The 21,773-nt window shown below is 60.8% G+C and carries 19 protein-coding genes; 11 read left to right on the top strand and 8 right to left on the bottom strand.

The window, feature by feature from the left end; all coding sequences use genetic code 11:
- Positions 1–122: 122 nt before the first annotated feature.
- The 3 genes from CLU85_RS12165 to CLU85_RS12155 are packed head-to-tail and all read right to left on the bottom strand — an operon-like array spanning position 123 to position 2,313.
- Positions 123–932, bottom strand: a complete 810-nt coding sequence (locus CLU85_RS12165; protein ID WP_304528984.1) for an amino acid ABC transporter ATP-binding protein — start codon at positions 930–932, stop codon at positions 123–125.
- Between the two features lie 14 nt (positions 933–946).
- The gene (locus CLU85_RS12160; protein WP_100410486.1) at positions 947–1,633 is read right to left on the bottom strand and encodes an amino acid ABC transporter permease; all 687 of its coding nucleotides are present in this window, start codon (positions 1,631–1,633) and stop codon (positions 947–949) included.
- Positions 1,630–2,313, bottom strand: a complete 684-nt coding sequence (locus CLU85_RS12155; protein ID WP_100410485.1) for an amino acid ABC transporter permease — start codon at positions 2,311–2,313, stop codon at positions 1,630–1,632. Before CLU85_RS12155 ends, CLU85_RS12160 begins: the two co-directional genes overlap by 4 nt.
- A gap of 277 nt (positions 2,314–2,590) precedes the next feature.
- Between CLU85_RS12155 and CLU85_RS12150 the strand changes: the two genes are divergently transcribed.
- The 6 genes from CLU85_RS12150 (at position 2,591) to CLU85_RS12125 (ending at position 12,076) form a co-directional block, all read left to right on the top strand.
- Positions 2,591–3,664, top strand: a complete 1,074-nt coding sequence (locus CLU85_RS12150) for a LacI family DNA-binding transcriptional regulator (RefSeq protein ID WP_100410484.1) — start codon at positions 2,591–2,593, stop codon at positions 3,662–3,664.
- Positions 3,665–3,810: 146 nt separating this feature from the next.
- Positions 3,811–6,909 (top strand): type I restriction endonuclease subunit R, encoded by a 3,099-nt coding sequence (locus CLU85_RS12145; protein ID WP_100410483.1) that lies wholly within the window; start codon positions 3,811–3,813, stop codon positions 6,907–6,909.
- On the top strand, positions 6,899–8,125 hold the full coding sequence (locus CLU85_RS12140) for a restriction endonuclease subunit S (protein ID WP_100410482.1): 1,227 nt from the start codon (positions 6,899–6,901) through the stop codon (positions 8,123–8,125). Before CLU85_RS12145 ends, CLU85_RS12140 begins: the two co-directional genes overlap by 11 nt.
- A complete protein-coding gene (locus tag CLU85_RS12135; protein WP_100410481.1) occupies positions 8,122–9,339 on the top strand; it encodes an AAA family ATPase in 1,218 nt (405 codons plus the stop codon). Before CLU85_RS12140 ends, CLU85_RS12135 begins: the two co-directional genes overlap by 4 nt.
- A gap of 68 nt (positions 9,340–9,407) precedes the next feature.
- Entirely contained in the window at positions 9,408–10,337 is a 930-nt protein-coding gene (locus CLU85_RS12130) for a virulence RhuM family protein (protein ID WP_232727942.1), read from the top strand.
- A 128-nt stretch (positions 10,338–10,465) separates the two neighbouring features.
- The gene (locus tag CLU85_RS12125; RefSeq protein ID WP_100410479.1) at positions 10,466–12,076 is read left to right on the top strand and encodes a type I restriction-modification system subunit M; all 1,611 of its coding nucleotides are present in this window, start codon (positions 10,466–10,468) and stop codon (positions 12,074–12,076) included.
- 119 nt (positions 12,077–12,195) lie between these two features.
- Here the strand turns inward: CLU85_RS12125 and CLU85_RS23635 are convergent, their stop codons facing one another.
- Both CLU85_RS23635 and CLU85_RS12115 read right to left on the bottom strand, forming a co-directional pair.
- On the bottom strand, positions 12,196–12,483 hold the full coding sequence (locus CLU85_RS23635) for an NAD-dependent epimerase/dehydratase family protein (RefSeq protein WP_369858315.1): 288 nt from the start codon (positions 12,481–12,483) through the stop codon (positions 12,196–12,198).
- A 34-nt stretch (positions 12,484–12,517) separates the two neighbouring features.
- Entirely contained in the window at positions 12,518–13,276 is a 759-nt protein-coding gene (locus CLU85_RS12115; protein WP_100412515.1) for a DeoR/GlpR family DNA-binding transcription regulator, read from the bottom strand.
- Between the two features lie 107 nt (positions 13,277–13,383).
- On the opposite strand from CLU85_RS12115, the gene CLU85_RS12110 reads away from it, so the two are divergent.
- Entirely contained in the window at positions 13,384–13,821 is a 438-nt protein-coding gene (locus tag CLU85_RS12110; protein ID WP_198509183.1) for a DUF4406 domain-containing protein, read from the top strand.
- Positions 13,818–14,438, top strand: a complete 621-nt coding sequence (locus CLU85_RS12105; protein ID WP_100410478.1) for an NUDIX domain-containing protein — start codon at positions 13,818–13,820, stop codon at positions 14,436–14,438. The genes CLU85_RS12110 and CLU85_RS12105 overlap by 4 nt, the downstream gene beginning before the upstream one ends.
- Before the next feature lie 236 nt (positions 14,439–14,674).
- On the opposite strand, the gene CLU85_RS12100 is transcribed toward CLU85_RS12105, so the two are convergent.
- The gene (locus tag CLU85_RS12100; RefSeq protein WP_100410477.1) at positions 14,675–14,926 is read right to left on the bottom strand and encodes a GlsB/YeaQ/YmgE family stress response membrane protein; all 252 of its coding nucleotides are present in this window, start codon (positions 14,924–14,926) and stop codon (positions 14,675–14,677) included.
- A gap of 369 nt (positions 14,927–15,295) precedes the next feature.
- Here CLU85_RS12100 and CLU85_RS12095 point away from each other — a divergent pair, with 369 nt between their 5' ends.
- Positions 15,296–16,261, top strand: a complete 966-nt coding sequence (locus CLU85_RS12095) for a class I SAM-dependent methyltransferase (RefSeq protein WP_100410476.1) — start codon at positions 15,296–15,298, stop codon at positions 16,259–16,261.
- On the opposite strand, the gene CLU85_RS12090 is transcribed toward CLU85_RS12095, so the two are convergent.
- Positions 16,258–16,761, bottom strand: coding sequence for a flavodoxin family protein (locus CLU85_RS12090; RefSeq protein WP_100410475.1), 504 nt, complete (start codon positions 16,759–16,761; stop codon positions 16,258–16,260). The genes CLU85_RS12095 and CLU85_RS12090 overlap by 4 nt on opposite strands.
- A 165-nt stretch (positions 16,762–16,926) precedes the next feature.
- On the opposite strand from CLU85_RS12090, the gene CLU85_RS12085 reads away from it, so the two are divergent.
- On the top strand, positions 16,927–19,731 hold the full coding sequence (locus CLU85_RS12085) for a diguanylate cyclase domain-containing protein (RefSeq protein WP_100410474.1): 2,805 nt from the start codon (positions 16,927–16,929) through the stop codon (positions 19,729–19,731).
- Between the two features lie 48 nt (positions 19,732–19,779).
- Here CLU85_RS12085 and CLU85_RS12080 read toward each other — a convergent pair whose 3' ends face one another.
- Entirely contained in the window at positions 19,780–20,277 is a 498-nt protein-coding gene (locus CLU85_RS12080; protein WP_100410473.1) for an EVE domain-containing protein, read from the bottom strand.
- 328 nt (positions 20,278–20,605) lie between these two features.
- Here CLU85_RS12080 and CLU85_RS12075 point away from each other — a divergent pair, with 328 nt between their 5' ends.
- The gene (locus tag CLU85_RS12075) at positions 20,606–21,715 is read left to right on the top strand and encodes a DUF3592 domain-containing protein (protein ID WP_232727807.1); all 1,110 of its coding nucleotides are present in this window, start codon (positions 20,606–20,608) and stop codon (positions 21,713–21,715) included.
- The last annotated feature ends 58 nt before the right edge of the window (positions 21,716–21,773 follow it).

Raw genomic sequence — 21,773 nt, 5'->3', positions numbered from 1 at the left:
TCTCAAATTCCGTTCGGGCTGAGCTTGTCGAAGCCTCGCGCAGCGCTTCGACAAGCTCAGCGTGAACGGCTCTTGTGGGTTCTAGTGGGTTCATGTCGTCTCGATAAGCGGCGCATCAACAGTCAAAGCCCGTGCGACAGAAAATCGCGCAGCTCGGCGGTTTGCGGGTTTTTGAGCATCGCGCCCGGGCCCGTCTCCCACACCTTGCCTTCGTGCATGTAGATGATGGTGTCGGCCACGCGGGCGGCAAACTCCATCTCGTGCGTGACCAGCACCATGGTCATGCCGCCCTGGGCCAGGGCTTCGATCACGCGCAGCACCTCGCCGGTCAGTTGCGGGTCTAGCGCCGAGGTCACCTCGTCAAACAGCATCACCTGCGGCTCCATCGCCAGCGACCGGGCAATGGCCACGCGCTGCTGCTGCCCGCCCGACAGTTGCTCGGGGTATGCCTGCGCCTTGTCGGCCAGGCCCACCTGCTGCAGGGTGCGCGCGGCAATCTCGCGCGCCTTGGCGGCGGGCATGTTCTTGACGGCCTTGGGCGCCAGGGTCACGTTCTGCTCCACCGTCAGGTGCGGGAAGAGGTTGTAGCTCTGGAACACAATGCCCACGTCCTGGCGCAGCTGGCGCAGGTCGATGGCGGGGTCGTGCACCGCGTGGCCGCAGACGTTGATGGTGCCGCTGTCGATGATCTCCAGCCGGTCAATACAACGCAGCGCCGTGCTCTTGCCCGACCCGCTCTTGCCGATGATGGCCACCACCTGCCCCTTGGGAATGGCAAACGACACGCCCTTGAGCACCTGGTTGCTGCCAAAGCTTTTGTGCACGTCTTTCAGTTCGACCACGCGCTGTTGCTGTCGATGTTGTTGTGGTTGTTGTGCAGACAAAGCAGCGTGCGCAACAGATTGCACAGCAGCGTCTTGGGCGAGGTTCATGGTGTCTTCTCGTTTCATGCGGTGGTCACAGGCACAGTGGCTGGGCCACGGTTTCCAAACTGCTGGCGCTGCTCCAGCTTGCGGCTCCACACCGACAGCGGGTAGCACATCGCAAAGTAGACGATGGCGATCAGCAGGTACACGGTAAAGGGCTGAAAAATGGAGTTGTTGATGAGCTGCCCCGCACGCACCAGCTCGATAAACCCCACGATGGACGCCAGCGAGGTGTTCTTCACGATCTGCACCATGAAGCCCACCGTGGGCGGCGTGGCAATGCGCACCGCCTGCGGCAGCACCACCAGCCGCATGCGCTGGGTGCGCGACAGCGCCAAGCACTCGGCCGCCTCCCACTGCGTGCGCGGCACCGATTCAATGCAACCGCGCCATATCTCGCCCAGATAGGCGCTGACATAGACAATCATCGCAATGCTGGCCGCCACGATGGCGGGCAGCTCCAGCCCCGCAATGCTCAGGCCGAAGTAGCACAAGAACAGCACCACCAGCAGCGGCGTGCCCTGGATGATCTGAATCCACGCAATCGTGGCCCAGCGCACCGCCTTGATAGGGCTGACGCGGCACAGCGCAATCACGCCCCCGGCCAGGCCGCCGCCTACAAACGCAATCAGCGACAGCCCCACCGTCCACAGCGCGCCAAACAACAGGTACTGCAGGTGATACGAGTTCAGTCCACCGTCGATCATTTGGCGCTCCCCAATTTGCGCTGGCGCGTGAACACGATCTGCCCGAACACCCACAGCCCCAGCCGCATCAGCAGCGACAACGCTAGGTACGCCACCGCCACCAGGATGTAAGCCTCAAACGGGCGGAAGGTCTCTGACTGCACCCGCGCTGCCACGGCGGTCAGCTCTTCCACCGAGATTTGCGAGGTGATGGACGAGGCCAGCATCAGCAGCACAAACTGGCTCGTCAGCGCGGGGTACACCTTCTCCATCGCCGGGCGAATCACCACATGCCAGTACACCTGCCGGCGCGTCAGCCCCAGGCACTCGGCCGCTTCTATCTGCCCCTTGTGGATGGAATCCATACCGGCCCGCATGATTTCGCAGGTGTAGGCCGCCACGTTGATCACCAGCGTCAGCAGCGCCGCAGCAAACGCCGACACCTTGAAGCCCAGGCTGGCCAGGCCAAAGAACACCAAAAAAACCTGCACCAGCAGCGGCGTGTTGCGCAGCACTTCCACATACACACCGCAGGCCTTGGCCAGCCAGCGCGTGTCGCCGCGCCGCCCAATGGCCAGCAGCGTGCCACCCACAAAACCAATCACCGTGGCCGGGAAGGACAGCAAGATGGTCATCCACGCCCCTTCCAGAAACTGGGGCCAGTTGGCCAGCACGCTGGCAAAGTCAAACTCGTATTGCATGGGCGCGGCGGCGATGCTTCAGCGCACGCAGGCGGGGCGCCTGGTCGCGAACGGCACAAACGGCACGAACGGCACGGGCAAGCCCGGGGCGCGGCACGCGGCAAGGGTGGGGGTATCAGGCATGTCTTGTCTCCTGCGCAATCGGTCTTGGCCGTTGCAACCTAGGGTTTTTACTGATGGTTTCTGATGCCTTTCAGCATCGAACGCCCAGTGATACTATCCGCGGAACCCATCAAATACCAGCAAAATAGATGATGGTTTTTGATGGAATTGAATCATGGCCCAATCACCCACCTCATTACCTGTTCAGGCCCCTCGCAGCCCGCGCATCCCCGATATTGCCCAGCTGTCCGGCGTCTCCACAGCCACGGTCGACCGGGTGCTGAACCAGCGCTCGGGCGTGCGCAACGCCACCGCGCAGCGGGTGCTGCAGGCCGCTGCCACCCTGGGCTACCTGCCGCAGGCTGAGGTGCACGCAGCGCTGCAACCCCAGCCCCTGCGCCTGATGGTGCTGATCCCCGAGGGCAGCAACCGCTTTCTGCAAATGCTGGGCGACGTGATCGGCTACGCGCAAGACCACTGGGCACCGTTCAACGTGCGCTGCCAGGCGGCGTACATCGAAAGCTTTAACCCCGACGCCTTGGCCAAAGCACTGCTGCACTACGGCAAACGCTGCGACGGCATCGCCTTCATGGCGCTGGAGCACCCCGTGGTGCGCGAGGCCGTGGCCCAGCTGGCAGAGCAGGGCGTGCCCACCGTCACTTTGATTTCAGACCTATCCAACTCGCGCCGCGTGGCCTACGTGGGCCTGGACAACCGCGCCGCAGGCCGCACCGCCGCCTACCTGATCGCCCGCTTCATGGGCCCGCTGGCCCACAGCCGCAAGGCGCATGTGGCGATGATTGTTGGCTCATTGCGCTACCGCGCCCACGAGGAGCGCGAGGCGGGCTTTTTGCACCTGTTTGAAGAACAGTTCCCCCTGGTGCAGGTGGTGGGCGTGCGCGAAGGCCAGGACGACGCCGAACGCAATTACCGCCAAGCCCGCGCGCTGCTGGAGCAGCACGACGACCTGGCAGGCATCTACAACATCGGCGGCGGGGCCGAAGGCATTGGCCGGGCGCTGAAAGAGGCGGGCGCAGACCGCAAGATCGTGTTCATCGGCCACGGCCTCACGCCGGATACGCGGGCGCTGCTGATCGACGGAACGATGGATGCAGTGATCACCCAGAACCCGCAGGGCGCGGTGATGAACTGCGTGCGGATTTTTGCGAATGTGCGGGATGGGCGGGAGCCGACGAGTGGGGTGGAGACGACGCGGAGCCAGGTGATTTTTCGGGAGAATTTGCCTTAGAGGTGGGTTCCGCAGAACGGCGACTCCGCCGTCATCGCGGATGGCGCCTTCAAGGGCGCGAGGGAGGCCGCCCGAGGCGTCACAATCTCCGGTGCTCTACATCTATCGAATAGCCCAAAGTTAGTCGGTACCGCTTTCGCAAAACCATGCCTCCATCTACGCCCACCTACGCCCCCGCGCCCGGCGCTCCGATTCATGCCGTCAAGGAACAGCAGATTGAATACGGCTTCATCGGCAAGCTGCAGGGCCTGAAATACGAATACCGCGCCGACATTCGCGACCGTGCCTCGCTTGAGAAAAATTTCCGTGAGAAGTTTGAAGCCCTGAACCGAGTCAACCTGTCAGACGGCGAGTTCGCCCGCCTGCTGGACGAAATCGTCACCCCCGACGTTTTCACCGCCGCCAAGACCCTGCGCAGCATCAATTCGTTCACCCGCGAAGACGGCACGCCGCTGAACTACACCCTGGTCAACATTAAAGACTGGTGCAAAAACACCTTTGAGGTGGTCAACCAGCTGCGCATTAATACCGACAACAGCCACCATCGGTTTGACGTTCTGATCCTCATTAACGGCGTGCCGTGCGTGCAGGTAGAGCTGAAAACGCTCACCATCAACCCTCGCAGGGCCATGGAGCAGATCGTTGACTATAAAAACGACCCCGGCAATGGCTACAGCAAAACGCTGCTGTGCTTTTTGCAGCTGTTTATCGTCAGCAACAGGGCCAGCACCTACTACTTTGCCAACAACAACGCGCGCCACTTCGCGTTCAACGCCGACGAGCGCTTTTTGCCCATCTACCAGTTTGCCGATGAGGCGAATAAAAAGATCACCCACCTGGACGACTTTGCCGACAGCTTCCTCGTCAAATGCACGCTAGGCCAAACGCTCGCCCGCTACATGGTGCTGGTGGCCTCTGAGCAAAAGCTGCTGATGATGCGGCCCTACCAGGTGTACGCCGTCAAACACATCGTGGACTGTATCCACCACAACAGCGGCAACGGCTACATCTGGCACACCACCGGCAGCGGCAAAACGCTCACGTCCTTCAAGGCATCCACCCTGCTCAAGGACAACCCCGACGTGGAGAAATGCCTGTTTGTGGTGGACCGCAAAGACCTGGACCGCCAGACCCGCGAAGAGTTCAACCGCTTTCAAGAAGGCTGCGTAGAGGAAAACACCAACACCGCCAGCCTGGTGCGCCGCCTGCTGTCTGACGACTATGCCGACAAGGTCATCGTCACCACCATCCAAAAGCTGGGCCTGGCGCTGGATGAAACCAGCCACCGCAACCAGCAGCAAAAAAGGGATGGCCGCGCCACCTACAAAGAGCAGTTGGAGCCGCTGCGCGAGAAGCGCGTGGTCTTCATCTTTGACGAATGCCACCGCTCCCAGTTTGGTGCCAACCACGACGCCATCAAAGAGTTCTTCCCCAAGGCTCAGCTCTTTGGCTTTACCGGCACCCCCATCTTTGAGGCCAACGCCACCCGCACTCAGATCGTGGACGAACAGGCCAGCCTGCGCACCACCGAAGACATCTTCCAAAAGCAGCTGCACGCCTACACCATCACCCACGCCATTGAAGACGCCAACGTGCTGCGCTTCCATGTGGACTACTTCAAGCCCAAGGAAGAAGAAGGCAAGGCAGAAGCTAAGACCAAGAAGGCCACGGCCCCCAAGCCCGGCGAGCCGCTGGCAAAGCGGGCCGTCATAGAGGCAATCCTCGCCAAGCACGACACGGCTACTGCCAATCGCCGCTTCAATGCCGTGCTGGCCACCGCCAGCATTAACGATGCTATTGAGTACCACAGCCTGTTTGCCGAGCTGCAAAAAGCCAAACAAGAAGCCGACCCCGACTTTGTGCCGCTCAACATCGCCTGCGTGTTCTCGCCCCCCGCCGAGGGCGATGCCGATGTCAAGCAACTGCAGCAAGACCTGCCGCAAGAAAAGCAGGACAACGAAGAAGACCCCGAGGGCAAAAAAGCCGCCCTCAAAGCCATCCTGGCCAGCTACAACACCCGCTACAACACCAGTCACAGCATCAGCGAGTTCGACTTGTACTACCAGGACGTGCAAAAACGCATCAAAGACCAGCAGTGGCCCAATGCCGACCTGCCCGCCGCCCAAAAGATCGACATCACCATCGTGGTGGACATGCTGCTCACCGGCTTTGACAGCAAATACCTCAACACCCTGTATGTAGACAAAAACCTCAAGCACCATGGCTTGATACAGGCCTTCTCGCGCACCAACCGCGTGCTTAACGGCACCAAGCCCTACGGCAACATCCTCGACTTCCGCAACCAGCAAGACAACGTAGATGCCGCCATTGCCCTGTTCTCGGGCGAGAAGACCAGCGAACAGGCCCGCGAAATCTGGCTGGTGGACAAAGCCCCTGTGGTGATTGAAAAGCTAGACGCTGCGGTCACCAAGCTGGCTGACTTCATGCAAAGTCAGGGCCTCAACTGCGCGCCCGAGGCCGTGCACAACCTCAAGGGCGACGATGCCCGCGCTGCGTTTATCAGCCACTTCAAAGAAGTGCAGCGCCTGAAAACCCAGCTAGACCAATACACCGACCTCACGGCTGACAACACTACAGCCATCGAACAGATATTGCCCGCAGAAAACCTGCAAGCATTTCGCGGGGCCTACTTGGAGACAGCACAGCGCCTCAAAGCGCAACAGGCCCAGCAAGGCAAGGGCGACACCGGCGCAGCCAGCGCCGAGGTAGACCAGCTCGACTTTGAATTTGTGCTATTTGCCAGCGCGGTGATCGACTACGACTACATCATGGGCCTGATGCACCGCTTCTCTAGCCAAGGGCCGGGCAAGCAGAAGATGACCCGCGAGCAGCTCATTGGCCTCATCCAGAGTGATGCCAAGTTCATGAACGAGCGCTACGACATTGCCGCCTACATCAACACCCTGAAGGCCGGCGAAGGCCTGAGCGAACAAACCATCCGCGACGGCTACACCCGGTTTAAAAAGGAAAAAGACAGCGCGGAGCTGGCCAGCATCGCCACCCGGCACGGCTTGATCCCCGCCGCTCTGCAAGCCTTTGTGGAGGGCATCTTGCAGCGCATGATTTTTGATGGCGAGGCCTTGAGCGACCTCATGGCCCCGCTGGAGCTGGGCTGGAAAGCCCGTGCCCAGGCGGAAACCGCGCTGATGACAGAGCTGGTGGCGCTGCTGACCAAGCGCGCGCAGGGGCGGGATATTTCTGGGCTGAGTGCGTATGAGCAATAAGAACAAAGCACTGCTGGTGCCTAAACTGCGGTTTCCGGAGTTTCGGGGGGCGGAGGGGTGGTCTCGGAAGAGGCTGAAGGATGCCTGCGAAGTAAATCCTTCGAGTTCTGCGCTGCCCGCGATGTTTGTGTATATCGACCTTGAATCAGTGGAAGCGGGTAAATTGACTGCGCGCAAGGTTATTGCTATAGATGATGCGCCGAGCAGAGCGCAAAGACTGTTGCATCCCGATGATGTGATTTTTCAGATTGTTCGACCATATCAACGCAACAACTTTCATTTCAAAGCCAGCGACGGCTTGGAATACGTTGCCTCTACTGGATACGCACAACTCAGGGCGAAAGATTCGGCAGACTTTCTATATCAGGCCGTTCATGTTGATGGTTTCGTTGATCGCGTAATAGCGAAATGCACGGGTTCAAGCTACCCCGCAATCAATTCATCTGATTTGGCAGAAGTACCGCTTGCTCTTTCGAAGCCAGACGAACAGAAAAAAATCGCCGATTGCCTGCGTTCCTTGGACGAACTGATCGCCGCGCAAGCCCGCAAAGTGGACGCGCTCAAGACCCACAAAAAAGGGCTGATGCAGCAGCTTTTCCCCCGCGAAGGCGAAACCCAACCCCGCCTGCGGTTTCCTGAGTTTCGGGATTCGGGGAAGTGGAAAAAAATGACCCTTGGTTCTGCCGCGAATTTTTACAACGGGCGAGCTTACAAACAGGAAGAGCTTCTCGAAGCCGGAAAATATAAAGTACTGCGTGTTGGGAATTTTTTCACTAACAATAATTGGTATCACTCCAATCTTGAACTGGATGAAACGAAATATTGCGAAGATGGCGACCTTCTTTATGCGTGGTCTGCATCATTCGGGCCACGTGTCTGGCGTGGCGAGAAAACTATTTATCACTACCACATTTGGAAGGTCGTCGAGCAGCCGAGTATCGATAAACAGTTTCTCTTCATCGTGCTTGAGCATGAGACCGAGAGAATGAAAGCCAAGACCACAAACGGACTTGGAATCATGCACATCACAAAGGGGGCGATCGAGAGCTGGGAAAGCGCTTTTCCGGACGTAGCGGAACAAAGAAAGATTGCGGAGCGGCTAGTGAATCTGGATATCTCGATCAGTAGTGAAGCTCGAAAACTTGAATTTCTTGCCGAACACAAAAAAGGACTGATGCAGCAACTTTTCCCGTCCATTGATGACATCGAAGTATGAGTAAGGCATCCACCATCACCAGATTCAGGTCTTTGGAATCTTTAGCACGGAAGTTCCGCAAAGACTTAAAAGGAATTCAGAAGCGCAAGAAGACACTTCAGCGCAAAGGTACTACTGCGGTTGCTGAAAATGACTTCGTTCTGGTGTTCGCACACAACGGTGTGGGCAAAACCCGATTGTCGATGGAGTTTAAGAATCTCGGTAAGAACGAAGAGAAACGAGATACGCTTTACTTCAATGCCTTTACGGAAGATCTCTTCGATTGGGACAATGATCTCGATGAAGACAAGGATCGCAGGATTAAGTTCAAGGCTGAGTCTCATTTCTTCGATGGACTGGATGGTATGGGTATTGAAGATCAGGTCCGACCTCTTCTGCATCAATATGTAGACTTTGATTTCAGAATCAATTACGCCGCAGCAGAGATACGCTTCTTTCGCAACGTGACGACTTCAGGTATTCGCAGACGTCTTGAGGACATCAAGATTTCACGAGGTGAAGAGAATATCTTTATTTGGTGCTTCTTTTTGGCCATTCTGCAGTTGGCCATTGAAGCGGATAAGGGGCAACCCTACGATTGGGTGAAGTATGTCTATATTGACGATCCCATCTCTTCCTTAGACGAGCAAAACACCATTGCTGTTGCTGCTGGCCTCGGTAGCTTACTGAAGCGTGAAGACAACAAACTTAAGGTCGTTGTATCTACGCACCACGGTCTATTTTTCAATGTAATGTTTAATGAACTCAAAGGAAAAAGGTCACCTGAGAGCAACGTCGACATAAAGAAGAAGGCATACATTCTTCACCGGTTGAATGAAGCCCAGACATACACGCTTGAAGATACAAGCGAATCGCCATTTCTACATCATGTTGCAGCGTTAGAGGAACTGCGTGCGGTTGCGAAATCTGGAAAGATCTCGCAATACCATTTCAATTCACTGCGAAGTATTCTTGAGAAGACGGCTATTTTTTTTGGCCGCCAACACATTTCAACTTGCTTTGAAGGTCTTCCGAAGAAGGCACTTTATGCGCGTTTTCTGAACGTGCGAAGTCACGCGAAATATTCAGTATTCGAGTCGGAATCCATTACAGCAACTGATAAAAAAATGTTTCGGGAAATTCTCCATGTTTTCCTTAACCGCTATGCATTCCGCCTTACCGCAGTTGCGGGTTCGCAAAAACCCACTGTCGCACCATTACCGGCAACAGTATGAGCGGCCTTATTCTTTACACCTCTGACGATGGTAAGAGCCAGATTCAGCTGCGAGTTGATTTGGGCACTGTGTGGCTCAGTCAGTTGGAGATGGCGGAGTTGTTCCAGACCAGCAAGCAGAACATTGCCAAGCACCTCAAAGCTATCTTCGTTGAGCAAGAGTTGGCCCAAGATTCAGTTGTCAACCAACGGTTGATAACTGCCGCAGACGGCAAGAACTACCACGTGGCGCACTACAACCTCGACGCCATCCTGTCCGTGGGCTACCGCGTGCGCTCGCCGCGCGGGGTGCAGTTCCGCCGCTGGGCGTCCACTGTGCTCAAGGAGTATCTGGTCAAGGGTTTTGTGATGGACGATGAGCGGCTAAAGAACCCCGACGGCCGCCCGGACTACTTTGACGAGATGCTGGCGCGCATCCGGGACATTCGGGCCTCGGAAAAGCGCTTTTACCAAAAGGTCCGCGACCTGTTTGCGCTCTCCAGTGACTACGACAAGACCGACCAGGCCACGCAGACCTTTTTTGCCACCGTGCAAAACCAGCTGCTCTACGCGGTCACGCAAAAGACGGCAGCCGAACTGGTCACCGCCCGGGCCGACCGCAACGATCCCAACTTTGGCCTGCAGCATTGGAAGGGCGCGCAGGTGCGCAAGCAGGACATTCTGGTGGCCAAAAATTACCTGTCCGAGGACGAGATTGACACCTTGAACCGACTGGTGGTGATCTTTTTGGAAACAGCAGAGCTGCGCACCAAGAGCCGCCAGGAGATCCGCATGGTATTTTGGCGGCAAAACGTGGACCAGATCATCAGCACCAACGGTTTCCCCCTGCTCGCGCACGCGGGCGCCATCAGCCACGCGCAGATGGAATCCAAAACCGAGGCGCTGTACCAAGACTTTGACCAGCGCCGCAAACAGCAAGAAGCCATGCAAACTGACCGGCAGGACGAGGCTGAACTCAAGGCACTGGAAAACAGCATCAAACGCCGTCCGAAAAAATGATCGAACCGCTCTCAATTCTCACCACGTTGTGTAGAGAAAACGTCTTCATTGGGTGCAACTCGTCGGAAATACCGACAAGTTGCCGCCTCAGATCTGGCGTTGCAAGTAGTCACTAAAACCAACCCAGCATGACCGAACAAAACCAAAAACAACTGGGCAAGACCCTGTGGGCCATTGCCGACCAACTGCGCGGGGCGATGGATGCGGATGATTTCCGCGACTACATGTTGTCCTTCCTGTTTCTTCGTTATCTGTCTGACAACTACGAGACGGCGGCGAAAAAGGAGCTGGGCAAGGACTACCCGGCGCATATCGATAGCTCTGTATCTACGCCCTTGCAGCTTTGGTACGAGGGCAACCTAGAAGACGTGCCGGAGTTTGAGAAGCAAATGCGCCGCAAGGTGCACTACGTGATTGAGCCGCAGCACCTGTGGAGCAGCATTGCCAGCATGGCGCGCACGCAAGACCCTGAATTGCTGCGCACGCTGCAAGAGGGCTTCAAGTACATCGAGACTGAGTCGTTTGAAAGTACCTTTGCCGGTTTGTTCTCCGAGATTGACCTGGGCTCGCCTAAGCTGGGGAAAACCTACACCGAACGTAATGCCAAGCTGTGCACCATCATTCAGAAGATCGCAGAAGGGCTAGCGGCCGAATTGTCGAAGGATGCGGATGATCTAGGAAATGCCTATGAATACTTGATTGGCCAGTTTGCCGCTGGCTCGGGCAAGAAGGCGGGCGAGTTTTACACGCCGCAGCAAATCTCGGACATCCTCTCCACCATCGTGACGCTTGACAGCCAGGAGCCCAAGACAGGCGTAAAGCAGCGGCTGGAGAGCGTGATGGACTTTGCGTGTGGCTCGGGTTCGCTGCTGCTCAATGTGCGCAAGCGCATGGGGCCGCATGGCATTGGCAAGATCTACGGCCAAGAGAAAAACATCACCACTTACAACCTGGCGCGCATGAACATGCTGCTGCACGGGGTGAAAGATACCGAGTTTGAGATCTACCACGGCGACACGCTGACCAACGACTGGGACATTCTGCGTGAGCTGAACCCAGCCAAGAAGCCGGCGTTTGACGCCATCGTGGCCAACCCGCCTTTCAGTTACCGGTGGGACGTCACTGAAGCGCTGGCCGATGACGTGCGCTTCAAGAACCATGGGCTGGCGCCCAAGTCAGCAGCCGACTTTGCTTTTTTGCTGCACGGCTTTCACTTCTTGAAGGATGAAGGCGTAATGGCCATCATCCTGCCGCACGGGGTGCTGTTTCGGGGCGGGGCGGAGGAGCGCATCCGCACCAAGCTGCTCAGGGACGGGCATATCGACACGGTGATTGGCTTGCCGTCCAACCTGTTCTATTCCACCGGCATTCCGGTGTGCATTTTGGTGCTGAAGAAGTGCAAGAAGCCGGATGACGTGTTGTTCATCAACGCCGCCGAGCACTTTGTCAAAGGCAAACGCCAGAACCAGCTGACCGAAGAACACATCGCCAAGATCATCAGCACCTACCAGTTCCGCACCGAAGATGCGCGTTACTCACGCAGGGTGGGGATGGAAGAAATTCAGAAGAACGATTTCAACCTGAATATCTCGCGCTACATCAGCACGGCGGTGGGCGAGGCAGAGATTGACCTGGCCGCCACGCATGGCGAGTTGGTAGAAATTGAAAAGGCGATTGCGGCAGCCAAGGACAAGCACAACAGCTTTTTGAAAGAACTGGATTTGCAGCTGTTGCCGTAGGTGCTTGATTTGCGGGTTGCACGTCTGGACTGGACATGAGCGACAGCAGTGCTGTGTCCACGGAAGACTACGGTTTTGATAGCGGCTAGCGCCTATCCAGTGAGCTCTAGCGCCTGTTTTTATTCACATCTTGTGAGGGTGTGGATTTGGAGGTTCCGGGTTGAATGCTGCGCCAAGTTGTCCAAAGCTCCATCCAGGTGCGGTCGCGCAAACCCGCATCCCTGAGCCACAGCGGCGATTGGCACTACGTTTTGTCCGGCCAGCAACAGGGTGGAAACCCACACGCCGGGGCCAAAGCTGGCGCGGGCCTGCAGGGCGTCGCGGGTTAACACGATCACCCGCTGGCCGTCGCGCACCAGGTCGGCCACCAGGGCGCTGCCCACGAATCCGGTGGCGCCGGTGACCAGGGTGGCGGGCTGGGGCAGGCAGCTGTGCGCTCGGTTATTCCGCCTTGATCAGCCGGACCCCCGACGCCTGAAGCTGCTTGCGCATCGCAGCGGGCGTGGCCGCAGGTACCACCAGCGCTGTCAGTTCGTTGAGCGCCGCAATGCCGAAAGGGGAGGCCGCCCCGAGCTTGTCGATGGTGGCCAGCACGACGGTTTCTGCGGCGCGCGCATGCAGCGTGCGCTTGACGGCGGCCTCTTCAAAATCGCCGGTGGTCAAGCCGGCGTCGGCGTGCACGCCGGTCACGCCCATCAAATACAGGTCTGCGCGCAGCTGCAAAGCGGCCTCGACCACGCTGGCGCCCACGTTCACCATCGAATGCCGGAACAGGCGGCCGCCCAGCATCAGCACCTCGATCTGTGTGTGCGCAGCCAACGCCACGGCCACGGCGGGGCTGTGCGTGACCACGGTGGCGCGCAGGTGCAGGGGCAGGTGCTGCACCACCTGCAGCGATGTGGTGCCGCCATCGAGGATGACCACTTGCCCCGGCTGCACCAGTGCCGCACCGGCCTTGCCCAGTGCGCGCTTGTCGTCGGTGGCAAGGTGTTCGCGCACCTGCAGGCTGCCTACGGCGTGGGATGCGGGCAGGGCGCCGCCGTGCACGCGCTGCAACTGGCCTTCGGCAGCCAGCTCGCGCAGGTCGCGCCGGATGGTGTCTTCCGAGATCGCCAGTTCTTCGCTGAGGGCTTTGGCCACAAGGTGGCCGTCTTGCCGAAGCCGGTCAAGAATGAGTTGTTTGCGTTGTGTGGTGAGCATGGCGACGAAAGCAGGGCAGCGGTTGCGGCCGACGCGGTTGATGCCGACGCGTTTGCATGAAATTGCGTGTTTGTGCATGATATCGCACGAATTACCATTTGCACACCATGCCCATCACGCCCAACTCCCACCCTCCGATGTTGGTGCTGATCGCCGGCCCGTATTTGTCCGGCACGGATGGAGATCCTGAAAAGATCGCCGCCAACCGCGCACGGCTGGAGGCCGCCGCGCTGCCCATTTACGAGCGCGGCCACCTGCCCCTTCTGGGCGAGTGGCTGGCACTGCCCATCATCCACGCGGCGGGTGGGCGTGAGACAAGCGATGACATCTTTCACGCGTACCAGTACCCCGTGGCCGAGCGCTTGCTGTCGCGCTGCGACGCCGTGCTGCGCCTGCCGGGCGAATCGCGCGGCGCAGACATGGGTGTGGCAAGGGCCCGCGCTCGGGGCCTGCCAGTGGTGCACCATGTGGACGAATTGCCGCTGCGGCTGTCCCAGGCCCAGGCCCAGGCCCAGGCCCCGGTTGCGCCGGAGCCCGCCCGATGAGCCGCCCTGTGCCCGCGCCCCTGCCAGCCAGCACAGAGCAGGTCAAGCTGCTGGCCGTGGATGTGCTGTCAGACCACTGGTACACCTTGCGCAAGGTGACGTTTGAACTGCGCCGCCGCGACGGCCAGTGGCAAACGCTGAGCCGCGAAGCCTACGACCGGGGCAACGGCGCCGCGCTGCTGCTGTTTGACCCGCAGCGCCGCACCGTGGTGCTGACGCGCCAGTTCCGGTTGCCCGCGTTCCTGAACGGCAGTGCTAGCGGCATGCTGGTGGAGGCCTGCGCCGGTTTGCTCGATGGCGACGACCCCGAGACCTGCATCCGCCGCGAAGCCGAGGAGGAAACCGGCTACCGCGTGCGCCAGCCGCGCAAGGTGTTCGAGGCCTACATGAGCCCTGGTTCGGTCACCGAAAAGCTCCACTTCTTTGTTGCCGAATACGCACCGCACGACCGCATCCAAAGCGGTGGCGGGCTGGCGCATGAGGGTGAAGACATCGAAGTGATCGAGATGCCGTTGGCGCAAGCCCTGGCCGGCATTGGCAGCGGGGCGATTCAGGACGGCAAGACGGTGATGCTGCTGCAGCATGTGGCGCTGATGCTGCAGGGCGCGGCGGGCTAGAGATCGTCTGCACGAATCAAGTGGCAAGGGTGCGCTGCGGATCGGGATGGGCTGCAAGGCGCAGAACGCAAGGCGCAAAACGCAGCCGTAGCCATAGCTATGGCGAGTATTTGCAACACGGCAGACCGCCCGGGGCCGCAGATGCACACGGCACGCTGATTTGTGCAGAGGGTCCCCAGGGATTTCCTGCACCCAGGCGCCTTTGTTTGCGCGGCTCTAAGGCCGCGCGCCCGCGCTTACGCCTTCTTCTTGATCAGCCCGTAGATCACCAGCAACACCATGGCGCCGACGATCGATGCGATCCAGCCCACTGGCGCTTCGGGCCCGTACCAGCCCATGGCCACACCCACATAGCGCGCCAGCAGCGACCCGGCAACGCCGAGAACGGTGGTCATGATCAGGCCCAATTTATCGTCGCCCGGCTTCAGGGCGCGCGCAAGCAGTCCGACGATGAAGCCGACAACGATGGTTCCGAGAATGGAGAACATGGAATTCCTTGTGATGAGGTTCAGGCCGTCAGGTGGCCCTGGCAGCGACTGTAATTGCATTTGAAGTCACAGTCGTTAACGGGAGACGGCGGGCTGTGCAGGGGGCGTGCGCACACCGGCAGACGTGCCGCCATCGCATTGCTCGCTGACCATGCCGACCACCCGCCCGCCCAAGGGTTCGCGTGCAGATGGCAAATGGCCGCAGGCCTCATTCCAATACCCCATGTGGTGCGACGCGGCGGCCGCCACCCGCCCATCGCAGGCGCGATAATGGCTGTTGCTATGGTTTCGGTAGCTGTCGGCGCTTTTACCTCCGGCACCAGAGGCTGTTTTTACCCCTATTTTCGTTCTCTCCACTTTCGTTCTTCCATGCAAGCCCTGCTCGACGCCATCGCCACCATGCCCCTGCCCACAGACGCGCAGCGCGTCTTTCATGGCCGGGGCGGGCTGCACCCGGGTTCGGAGCAGTGGTCGCTCGACGCCTACCCGCCGGTGTGGGTGCTGACCAGTTTCGCGCCCGCCACCGAGGAAGCGCTGGCCGCCATTGGCGCTGCATTGGCCGTGCGCTGGGCCCAGATCGCGCCCAGTGGCGAACCACTGAACTGGGTGTTCCAGCATCGCGGCGAGGCCCTGCGCATGGAAGGCCGCAGCGAAACGCGCCTGATGACCGGCGCCGTGCCCGACCCGCACACGGTCACCGAGGCCGGTGCGCGCTACCGGGTGCATGTGCTGCGCGGGCAAAACCACGGGTTGTTTCTGGACATGGCCGAAGGCCGCCGCTGGGTGCGCGACCACGCCGCCGCGCGCAGCGATGACCGCTATGGGCTCAAGGTGCTGAACCTGTTTGCCTACACCTGCGCGTTTTCGGTGGTGGCGCTGCAGGCGGGTGCCCGGCACGTGGTCAATGTGGACATGAGCCACGGCGCCATCGCCGTGGGCCAACAAAACCACCAGCTCAACGGCCTGACCACCGGCGCTGCATTTTTGCCGCACGACATTTTCAGCAGCTGGGGCAAGATCAATCGCAGCGGCCCCTATGGCCTGGTCATTGTCGACCCGCCCAGCTACCAAAAGGGCAGCTTTGTGGCCACCAAGGATTACGCCCGCCTGATGCGGCGCCTGCCCGACCTGCTGGCGCCCGGCGGCCACGCGCTGCTGTGCCTGAACGCGCCGGAGCTGGGCCTGGCGTTTTTGCAGGACCAGATGCGTGAGCTGGCTCCCGACCTGCAGTTTGTCGAGCGGGTGGCCAACCCGGCGGTGTTTGCCGATGTGGACGGGGAGCGGGCGTTGAAGGTGCTGGTGTATCGGGCGCCGGAGCTGGCAGCGCAGAGCTAAAACACCCCCAGCCCCAACCCCGCTGCCATGGCCTCACCCAGCGCCCTGCAGCGCAGCAGGTCATCGGGGCCAATGTGCTTGGGCGCCAGGATGGCTTCGGTGGTTTGCGCGCGGGTGCACACGATCAAGGGTTCTGCCACCGCTTTGAGGCGCCATCCGGTGGCAATGCGTGCGATCTGGCGGGCTGCGTTGGTTCCGTCGCTGCCCGCGCAGACCAAGGTGGCATAGGGGCGGCCGTTGATCTGGTCGAGCACGCCGTAGTAACTGCGGTCAAAAAAGTCCTTGAGCAGGCCGCTGACGGCCGCCAGGTTTTCTGGGGTGGCAAACAGATAGCCGTCGGCACCCAGCACATCGGCGGGTTGGGCCTGCGTTGCGTGCAGCAAGCGCACTGCCACGCTGCTGTCGGCCGCTGCGGCCCCGGCGCACGCGGCGTCCACCATCTGGCGGGTTCCGCCGGTGTGGGAGTGGTAGACGATCAGCAGGGTTTTGGCAGAGGTCATGGGGGCAGCATAGACCGGGCGGCACGGGCGGCGAGGCAAGTAGGCGAAGCAGGGGGCGTGAACGAACGGGTTTCTACCACCCCGTTGTGCGGCCAGGCCGTAACTTGCACCGAGCTTTCAATGACAGAATTGGCCGTTGTCAAACACTGAAATACCCGACTCCCCATGCCTCTGATGCCCGCTGTGTCTTCATGGCTGCAGACCACGCGCTCGCGGCTGACCTTGCTTTTTGGCGGCACGGCGGTGCTCACGGGTCTGGCCATTGGGTTTGTGGCCGACGAAGTGCTGAGCCGGCATCTCACAGAGGTCAGCGGCCAGTCGCTGATGAATGCCAGCCAGCCCATTGCGCTGGCGTTGTCCCAAGGCATGCAAGAGCGTGAGCGCGAAATTTCGCTGCTCAGCTACCTGCCCATGCTGACCAGCGAAAGCGGTTATGCCCCCCAGTTGCAGGCCCACCTGGAGCAGATCCGGCAGTCCTACCCGTTTTACTCCTGGATCGGCGTGACCGACGCGCAGGGTGTGGTGCAAGTGGCCACCGGCAATTTGCTGCTGGGTCAAGACGTGTCGCAACGGCCCTGGTTCGGTGCCGGCAAGACCGGCCCCTATGTGGGCGACGCACACGATGCTGTGCTGCTGGACAAGCACCTGCGTGACCCGGGCAGCCAGGTGCCTTTGCGCTTCATGGACTACGCCTCTCCGGTGCGTGGTCAGGACTCGGCGCTCAGGGGGGTGATTTCAGCCCATGTGAACTGGGCCTGGGTGCAGGACATCATTCGCCGCGCCAGCCCTGATTCGGCGGCGGCGAGTGGGCTGGACGTCCTGCTGGTCAACAAGGATGGCGTGCTCAATGCGGCAGGGAAGGTGGAGCTGCCCCGGTCTGCGCTGCCGATTCTTCCGCCGCTGGGCACGTTTCATGTGATGTCTTGGGGTGATTCACCCAAGGATCGCTACCTCACGGCCGTGGTGCCGGTGAAGGCGCAAACGGTGACCGATCTGGGGTGGCAACTGGTGACCCGGCAGCCGCTGGACATGGCGTTGCAGCCCATCAGCCGGTTGCACAGCGTGGTGGCCTTGTTGCTGGTGGTGATGACGGCCATGCTGGTGGGGCTTGCCTATTGGGCGGCGCGGCGCTTCAGCCAGCCGGTGGAGCGCCTGGCCGAGGCGGCCCGGCAGGTGGAAACCACCGGACAGGTGGCGGCCCTGGACTTCAAGATGGAGACAGTGGAGTTCCAGCACCTGCGGTCTGCGCTGCAGAACATGACCCAGGGCCTGATAGATGGCAGGGCCGCACTGCAGAAAGCCAACGCCGAGCTGGAGCACCGGGTGATTGAGCGCACCCTGGCCTTGCAGCAAAGCGAGCAGCGCTATCTGTCGATTCTGGAAGACCAGACCGAGATCATTTGCCGCTTTGACGCCAGCAACCGCATGACCTTTGTGAACGATGCGTTCTGCAGGCTGTTCCATCTGCGCCGTGACGACGTGGTGGGACAGGTGTGGGCGCCCATCGTCTATCCCGACGACCTGCCGCTGGTCACGCAAAAACTCGCGGCCATCCACCCCGGCAACCCGGTGGTGGTGATCGAAAACCGCGTGGTGGCGGGTGATGGGGCCATCCGCTGGTGCCAGTTCAGCAACCGTGCGCTGTTTGATGGCGCCGGGCAATTGGTGGAATGGCAGTCGGTGGGGCGCGACATCACCGACCAGCGAGGGCTGGAGGCCGAACTGGCCCAGGCCTCCGAGCAGTTTCAAGACCTGTACGACCATGCGCCCTGCGGGTATTACGCGCTGGACTGGCAGGGGCGGTATGTGCACCTCAATTTGCTCATCGAGCAATGGCTGGGCCTTCCGCGCGAGGAGGTGATTGGCAAGCTGGGCCCTGCGGACTTTTTTGACGAGGAAGGCAAGGCGCTGTTTGCCCAGAGTTTTCCGGTGTTTCTGGCGAACGGAAAGATCGGGCCCGTCGAGTTCAACCTGCAGGGCCAGGGCCAGCCGCCCCGGCGGGTGAGCGTATCGTCCACCGCCATCCTGGACGCCAAGGGCGGGTTTGCGATGAGCCGCTCCATCATGTACGACGTGACCGAGCTGCACGCGGCCCGGCAAGCGTTGCACACGCTGAACCGGGAGCAGCAGGCCATGCTGGACAACGACCTGATCGGCATCGCCAAGATCAAGGACCGCGTCATCGTGTGGCGCAATCAGGCGTTGGAGCGCATTTTTGGCTATGCGCCGGGCATGCTGCAGGGCCGGTTGACCGAAGAGATGTATATGGACCGCGAGGACTACCTGGCGTTTGGGCGTGATGCCTATGCCATCCTGGCCTCGGGCCGACACTACCGGCAGCAGCGCCGGATGCGCAAAGCGACGGGCGAAACGGTGTGGATCGATGTCAATGGCGTGGCGCTGAGTGCCGATGGCGAATCCCTGTGGCTCATGCAGGACATCACGGCCATGAAGCAGTACCAGGAGCAAATGGAGCACATCGCCTTTCACGACGGCCTCACGCACCTGCCCAACCGCTTGCTGCTGGCCGACCGCCTGACCCAGGCGTTTGCGCTGTGCGACCGCACCCACTCCCTGGCAGCGGTGTGCTACATGGATCTCAATGGCTTCAAGCCCATCAACGACCAGTATGGCCACGACATGGGCGACCAGGTGCTGCGGGTCATTGGCCGCCGCCTGCTGGAGCAGGTGCGCGGCAACGACACTGCAGCCCGCATCGGTGGTGACGAGTTTGTGCTGTTGCTCACCGCGGTCAACGACCGCGCTGAAATCACCACAGCCCTGGAGCGCGTGCGCAAGGCCATCGAACAACCCATCGACCTGGGCGCTGGCCGCGTGGTGAGCGTGTCTGCCGCCGTGGGCACAGCGATCTACCCGCAAGACGGCGCTACCGCATTCGAGCTGCTGCGCGTGGCCGACCAGGCGATGTATGCCAACAAGGGGCATGTGTCGGCAGAGCGCAGCCAGTGAGGCCGGCGGTGCGGCACCCGTGGATGGGCATTGGCCGGGGGTAGGTGGTCAGGCGCCCGCCATCAGCACCCCGGTGATGTACGCCCACTCACCGGGCTCTACCGGCGTGATGGACAGGCGGCTGCCCTTTTGCAGCACCCGCATGTCGGCCAACGCCGGGTGTGCCCGCAACTCGGCCAGGCTGATCAGGCGTGTTTTGCGCAAGGCCTGCACCTCCAGCAACAACCAGCGCGGGGTATCGGTGGGTGATTTCGGGTCGTGGTAGGGCGAGGCGGCGTCGAACTGCGTGGGGTCGGTGCGTGTACCGCTGGCCACGCGGGCCAGGCCTGCAATGCCGGGCTCGGGGCAACTGGAGTGATAGAACAGCACGCCGTCACCCACCTGCATCGCATCGCGCATGAAGTTGCGCGCCTGGTAGTTGCGCACGCCAGTCCAGGGCACCGTGGCCTCGGGCGCGTGCAGGGCGTCGTCGATGGAGCATTCGTCAGGCTCCGACTTCATGAGCCAGTAGCGGGCGGGGTGCTCAGCGGTGTGGGGTAGGGCCATGGCAATATTCTGGCAAAGACGGGGGGCGGACGGACACCGGGCCCGCACAAAATAACCGGCGTGTTGTTTTGCTATATTTTGTATAGCTGCCAGTGCTTGCCAATCAAGCGCTAGCGGCCTGAAAGACCTGCAAAACCACTTGCGAGCGTGCCGCTGTCTCTGCCGTGGCATTGCGCAGCCACCGGGCGCGCAGCAAAATCGCAGAGCTTATTTGCCCGCACTAACGGCACCCTACCAGCACATTAACGGCAGCCTAACGGCACACCAACGGCGCGCCACCGGCACAGTGCCGCAATCTCGCAGTCTCGGGCTCAACACCACCTCAACAATGCCCCAACGCCTTTCCAACCGTGCAGACCGTGGCACACGCAGCGCCGCCAAGCCGGGCCAAAAGCGCGGTGGGCGCTGGCTGCTCGCCCTGTTTGCACTGCCCTTTGCCGCCGTGGGCGTGGGCATGCTGCTGCTGGGCGTGTTGCCCACCTTGTACGACTGGTCGCGCATGCAGTTCTGGCAACCGGCGCAGGCCACCCTGGTGTCTGCGCAGCTCAACGCCAGCCGCAGCAGCAAGTCCACCACGTACCACGTCACGGCGCGCTACCGGTATCAGGTGGCGGGCCGCGAGTACGAGGGCGACCGCGTGGCCATCGGCAGTGGTGGGGACAACGTGGGGGATTTTCAGGAAGCGCTGGGCGAGCGGCTGGAGCATGCGCTGCAAAGCGCACAGCCGGTGCCCATCTGGGTGAGTGCCACCAACCCCGCTGAGGCCGTGATCGACCGCAGCCTGCGGCCCGGCTTGCTGGCCCTCAAGATGGTGTTTGTGGTGGTGTTTGGTGGCGTTGGCCTGGGCATGCTGGTGCACCTGGTGCGCACACCGTCGCAGGCAGGGCGCCAAACGTCGCCGCAACGCGCTGTGGCAGCGGGCACCCCCGGCAAGGTGGAGCGCATTCCGGGGGGAGTGCAGATGTATTTTCCGGCGGGGCGGTGGTGGGGCCTCAAGCTGGCCCTGGGGTTGGTCGGGTGCGTGTTTTTGGCAGTGGGCCTGCTGGTGCCTTGGGAACAGGAAGCCCGGGTGGATGTGGCGCCCTGGCTGTTTCGCCTGCTTTTTGGAGGCATCGGCGGGGCAGTGCTGATCAGCAGCTTTTATGCGCTGGCCAACAGCCTGCGGGTGCAGCTGGACCACGACGGCCTGCTTACCGAGCGGCGCCTGCTGGGCCTGATGCTGCAGTGGCACCAGGTGCCCGCACACGACATTGCCCGCCTTCACGTGGTGGAGAGCTACACGGTGGAAACCAATGGCCAGCGCCAGGTGTATTTCCGCATCGAGGCCGCACTGCGCAGCGGCAAAAAAATCACCATCGCCCAAGACCTGCAAGGGCGCGCAGAAGCCGATCGCATGCTCTCATCCATCGGTGGCTGGACGGGCTACCCCACACGCTGAGGCGGGCTGCGCGCCACCCCATTGCAAGCGGATCATTGGCCGGATTGCTGGCCGATCA

Origin of the sequence: Acidovorax sp. 69, from assembly GCF_002797445.1 — a bacterium.
GTDB lineage: Bacteria > Pseudomonadota > Gammaproteobacteria > Burkholderiales > Burkholderiaceae_C > Acidovorax.
The sequence above is the reverse complement of the archived record's forward strand: the minus strand, read 5'-3'. Positions and strand labels throughout refer to the sequence as shown.

Bases quoted from the DNA above. Each gene is read 5' to 3' on its own strand.
- CLU85_RS12165 (WP_304528984.1), bottom strand. From the start codon at position 932: ATGAACCTCGCCCAAGACGCTGCTGTGCAATCTGTTGCGCACGCTGCT.
- CLU85_RS12160 (WP_100410486.1), bottom strand. From the start codon at position 1,633: ATGATCGACGGTGGACTGAACTCGTATCACCTGCAGTACCTGTTGTTT.
- CLU85_RS12155 (WP_100410485.1), bottom strand. From the start codon at position 2,313: ATGCAATACGAGTTTGACTTTGCCAGCGTGCTGGCCAACTGGCCCCAG.
- CLU85_RS12150 (WP_100410484.1), top strand. From the start codon at position 2,591: ATGGCCCAATCACCCACCTCATTACCTGTTCAGGCCCCTCGCAGCCCG.
- CLU85_RS12145 (WP_100410483.1), top strand. From the start codon at position 3,811: ATGCCTCCATCTACGCCCACCTACGCCCCCGCGCCCGGCGCTCCGATT.
- CLU85_RS12140 (WP_100410482.1), top strand. From the start codon at position 6,899: ATGAGCAATAAGAACAAAGCACTGCTGGTGCCTAAACTGCGGTTTCCG.
- CLU85_RS12135 (WP_100410481.1), top strand. From the start codon at position 8,122: ATGAGTAAGGCATCCACCATCACCAGATTCAGGTCTTTGGAATCTTTA.
- CLU85_RS12125 (WP_100410479.1), top strand. From the start codon at position 10,466: ATGACCGAACAAAACCAAAAACAACTGGGCAAGACCCTGTGGGCCATT.
- CLU85_RS12115 (WP_100412515.1), bottom strand. From the start codon at position 13,276: ATGCTCACCACACAACGCAAACAACTCATTCTTGACCGGCTTCGGCAA.
- CLU85_RS12110 (WP_198509183.1), top strand. From the start codon at position 13,384: ATGCCCATCACGCCCAACTCCCACCCTCCGATGTTGGTGCTGATCGCC.
- CLU85_RS12105 (WP_100410478.1), top strand. From the start codon at position 13,818: ATGAGCCGCCCTGTGCCCGCGCCCCTGCCAGCCAGCACAGAGCAGGTC.
- CLU85_RS12100 (WP_100410477.1), bottom strand. From the start codon at position 14,926: ATGTTCTCCATTCTCGGAACCATCGTTGTCGGCTTCATCGTCGGACTG.
- CLU85_RS12095 (WP_100410476.1), top strand. From the start codon at position 15,296: ATGCAAGCCCTGCTCGACGCCATCGCCACCATGCCCCTGCCCACAGAC.
- CLU85_RS12090 (WP_100410475.1), bottom strand. From the start codon at position 16,761: ATGACCTCTGCCAAAACCCTGCTGATCGTCTACCACTCCCACACCGGC.
- CLU85_RS12085 (WP_100410474.1), top strand. From the start codon at position 16,927: ATGCCTCTGATGCCCGCTGTGTCTTCATGGCTGCAGACCACGCGCTCG.
- CLU85_RS12080 (WP_100410473.1), bottom strand. From the start codon at position 20,277: ATGGCCCTACCCCACACCGCTGAGCACCCCGCCCGCTACTGGCTCATG.
- CLU85_RS12075 (WP_232727807.1), top strand. From the start codon at position 20,606: ATGCCCCAACGCCTTTCCAACCGTGCAGACCGTGGCACACGCAGCGCC.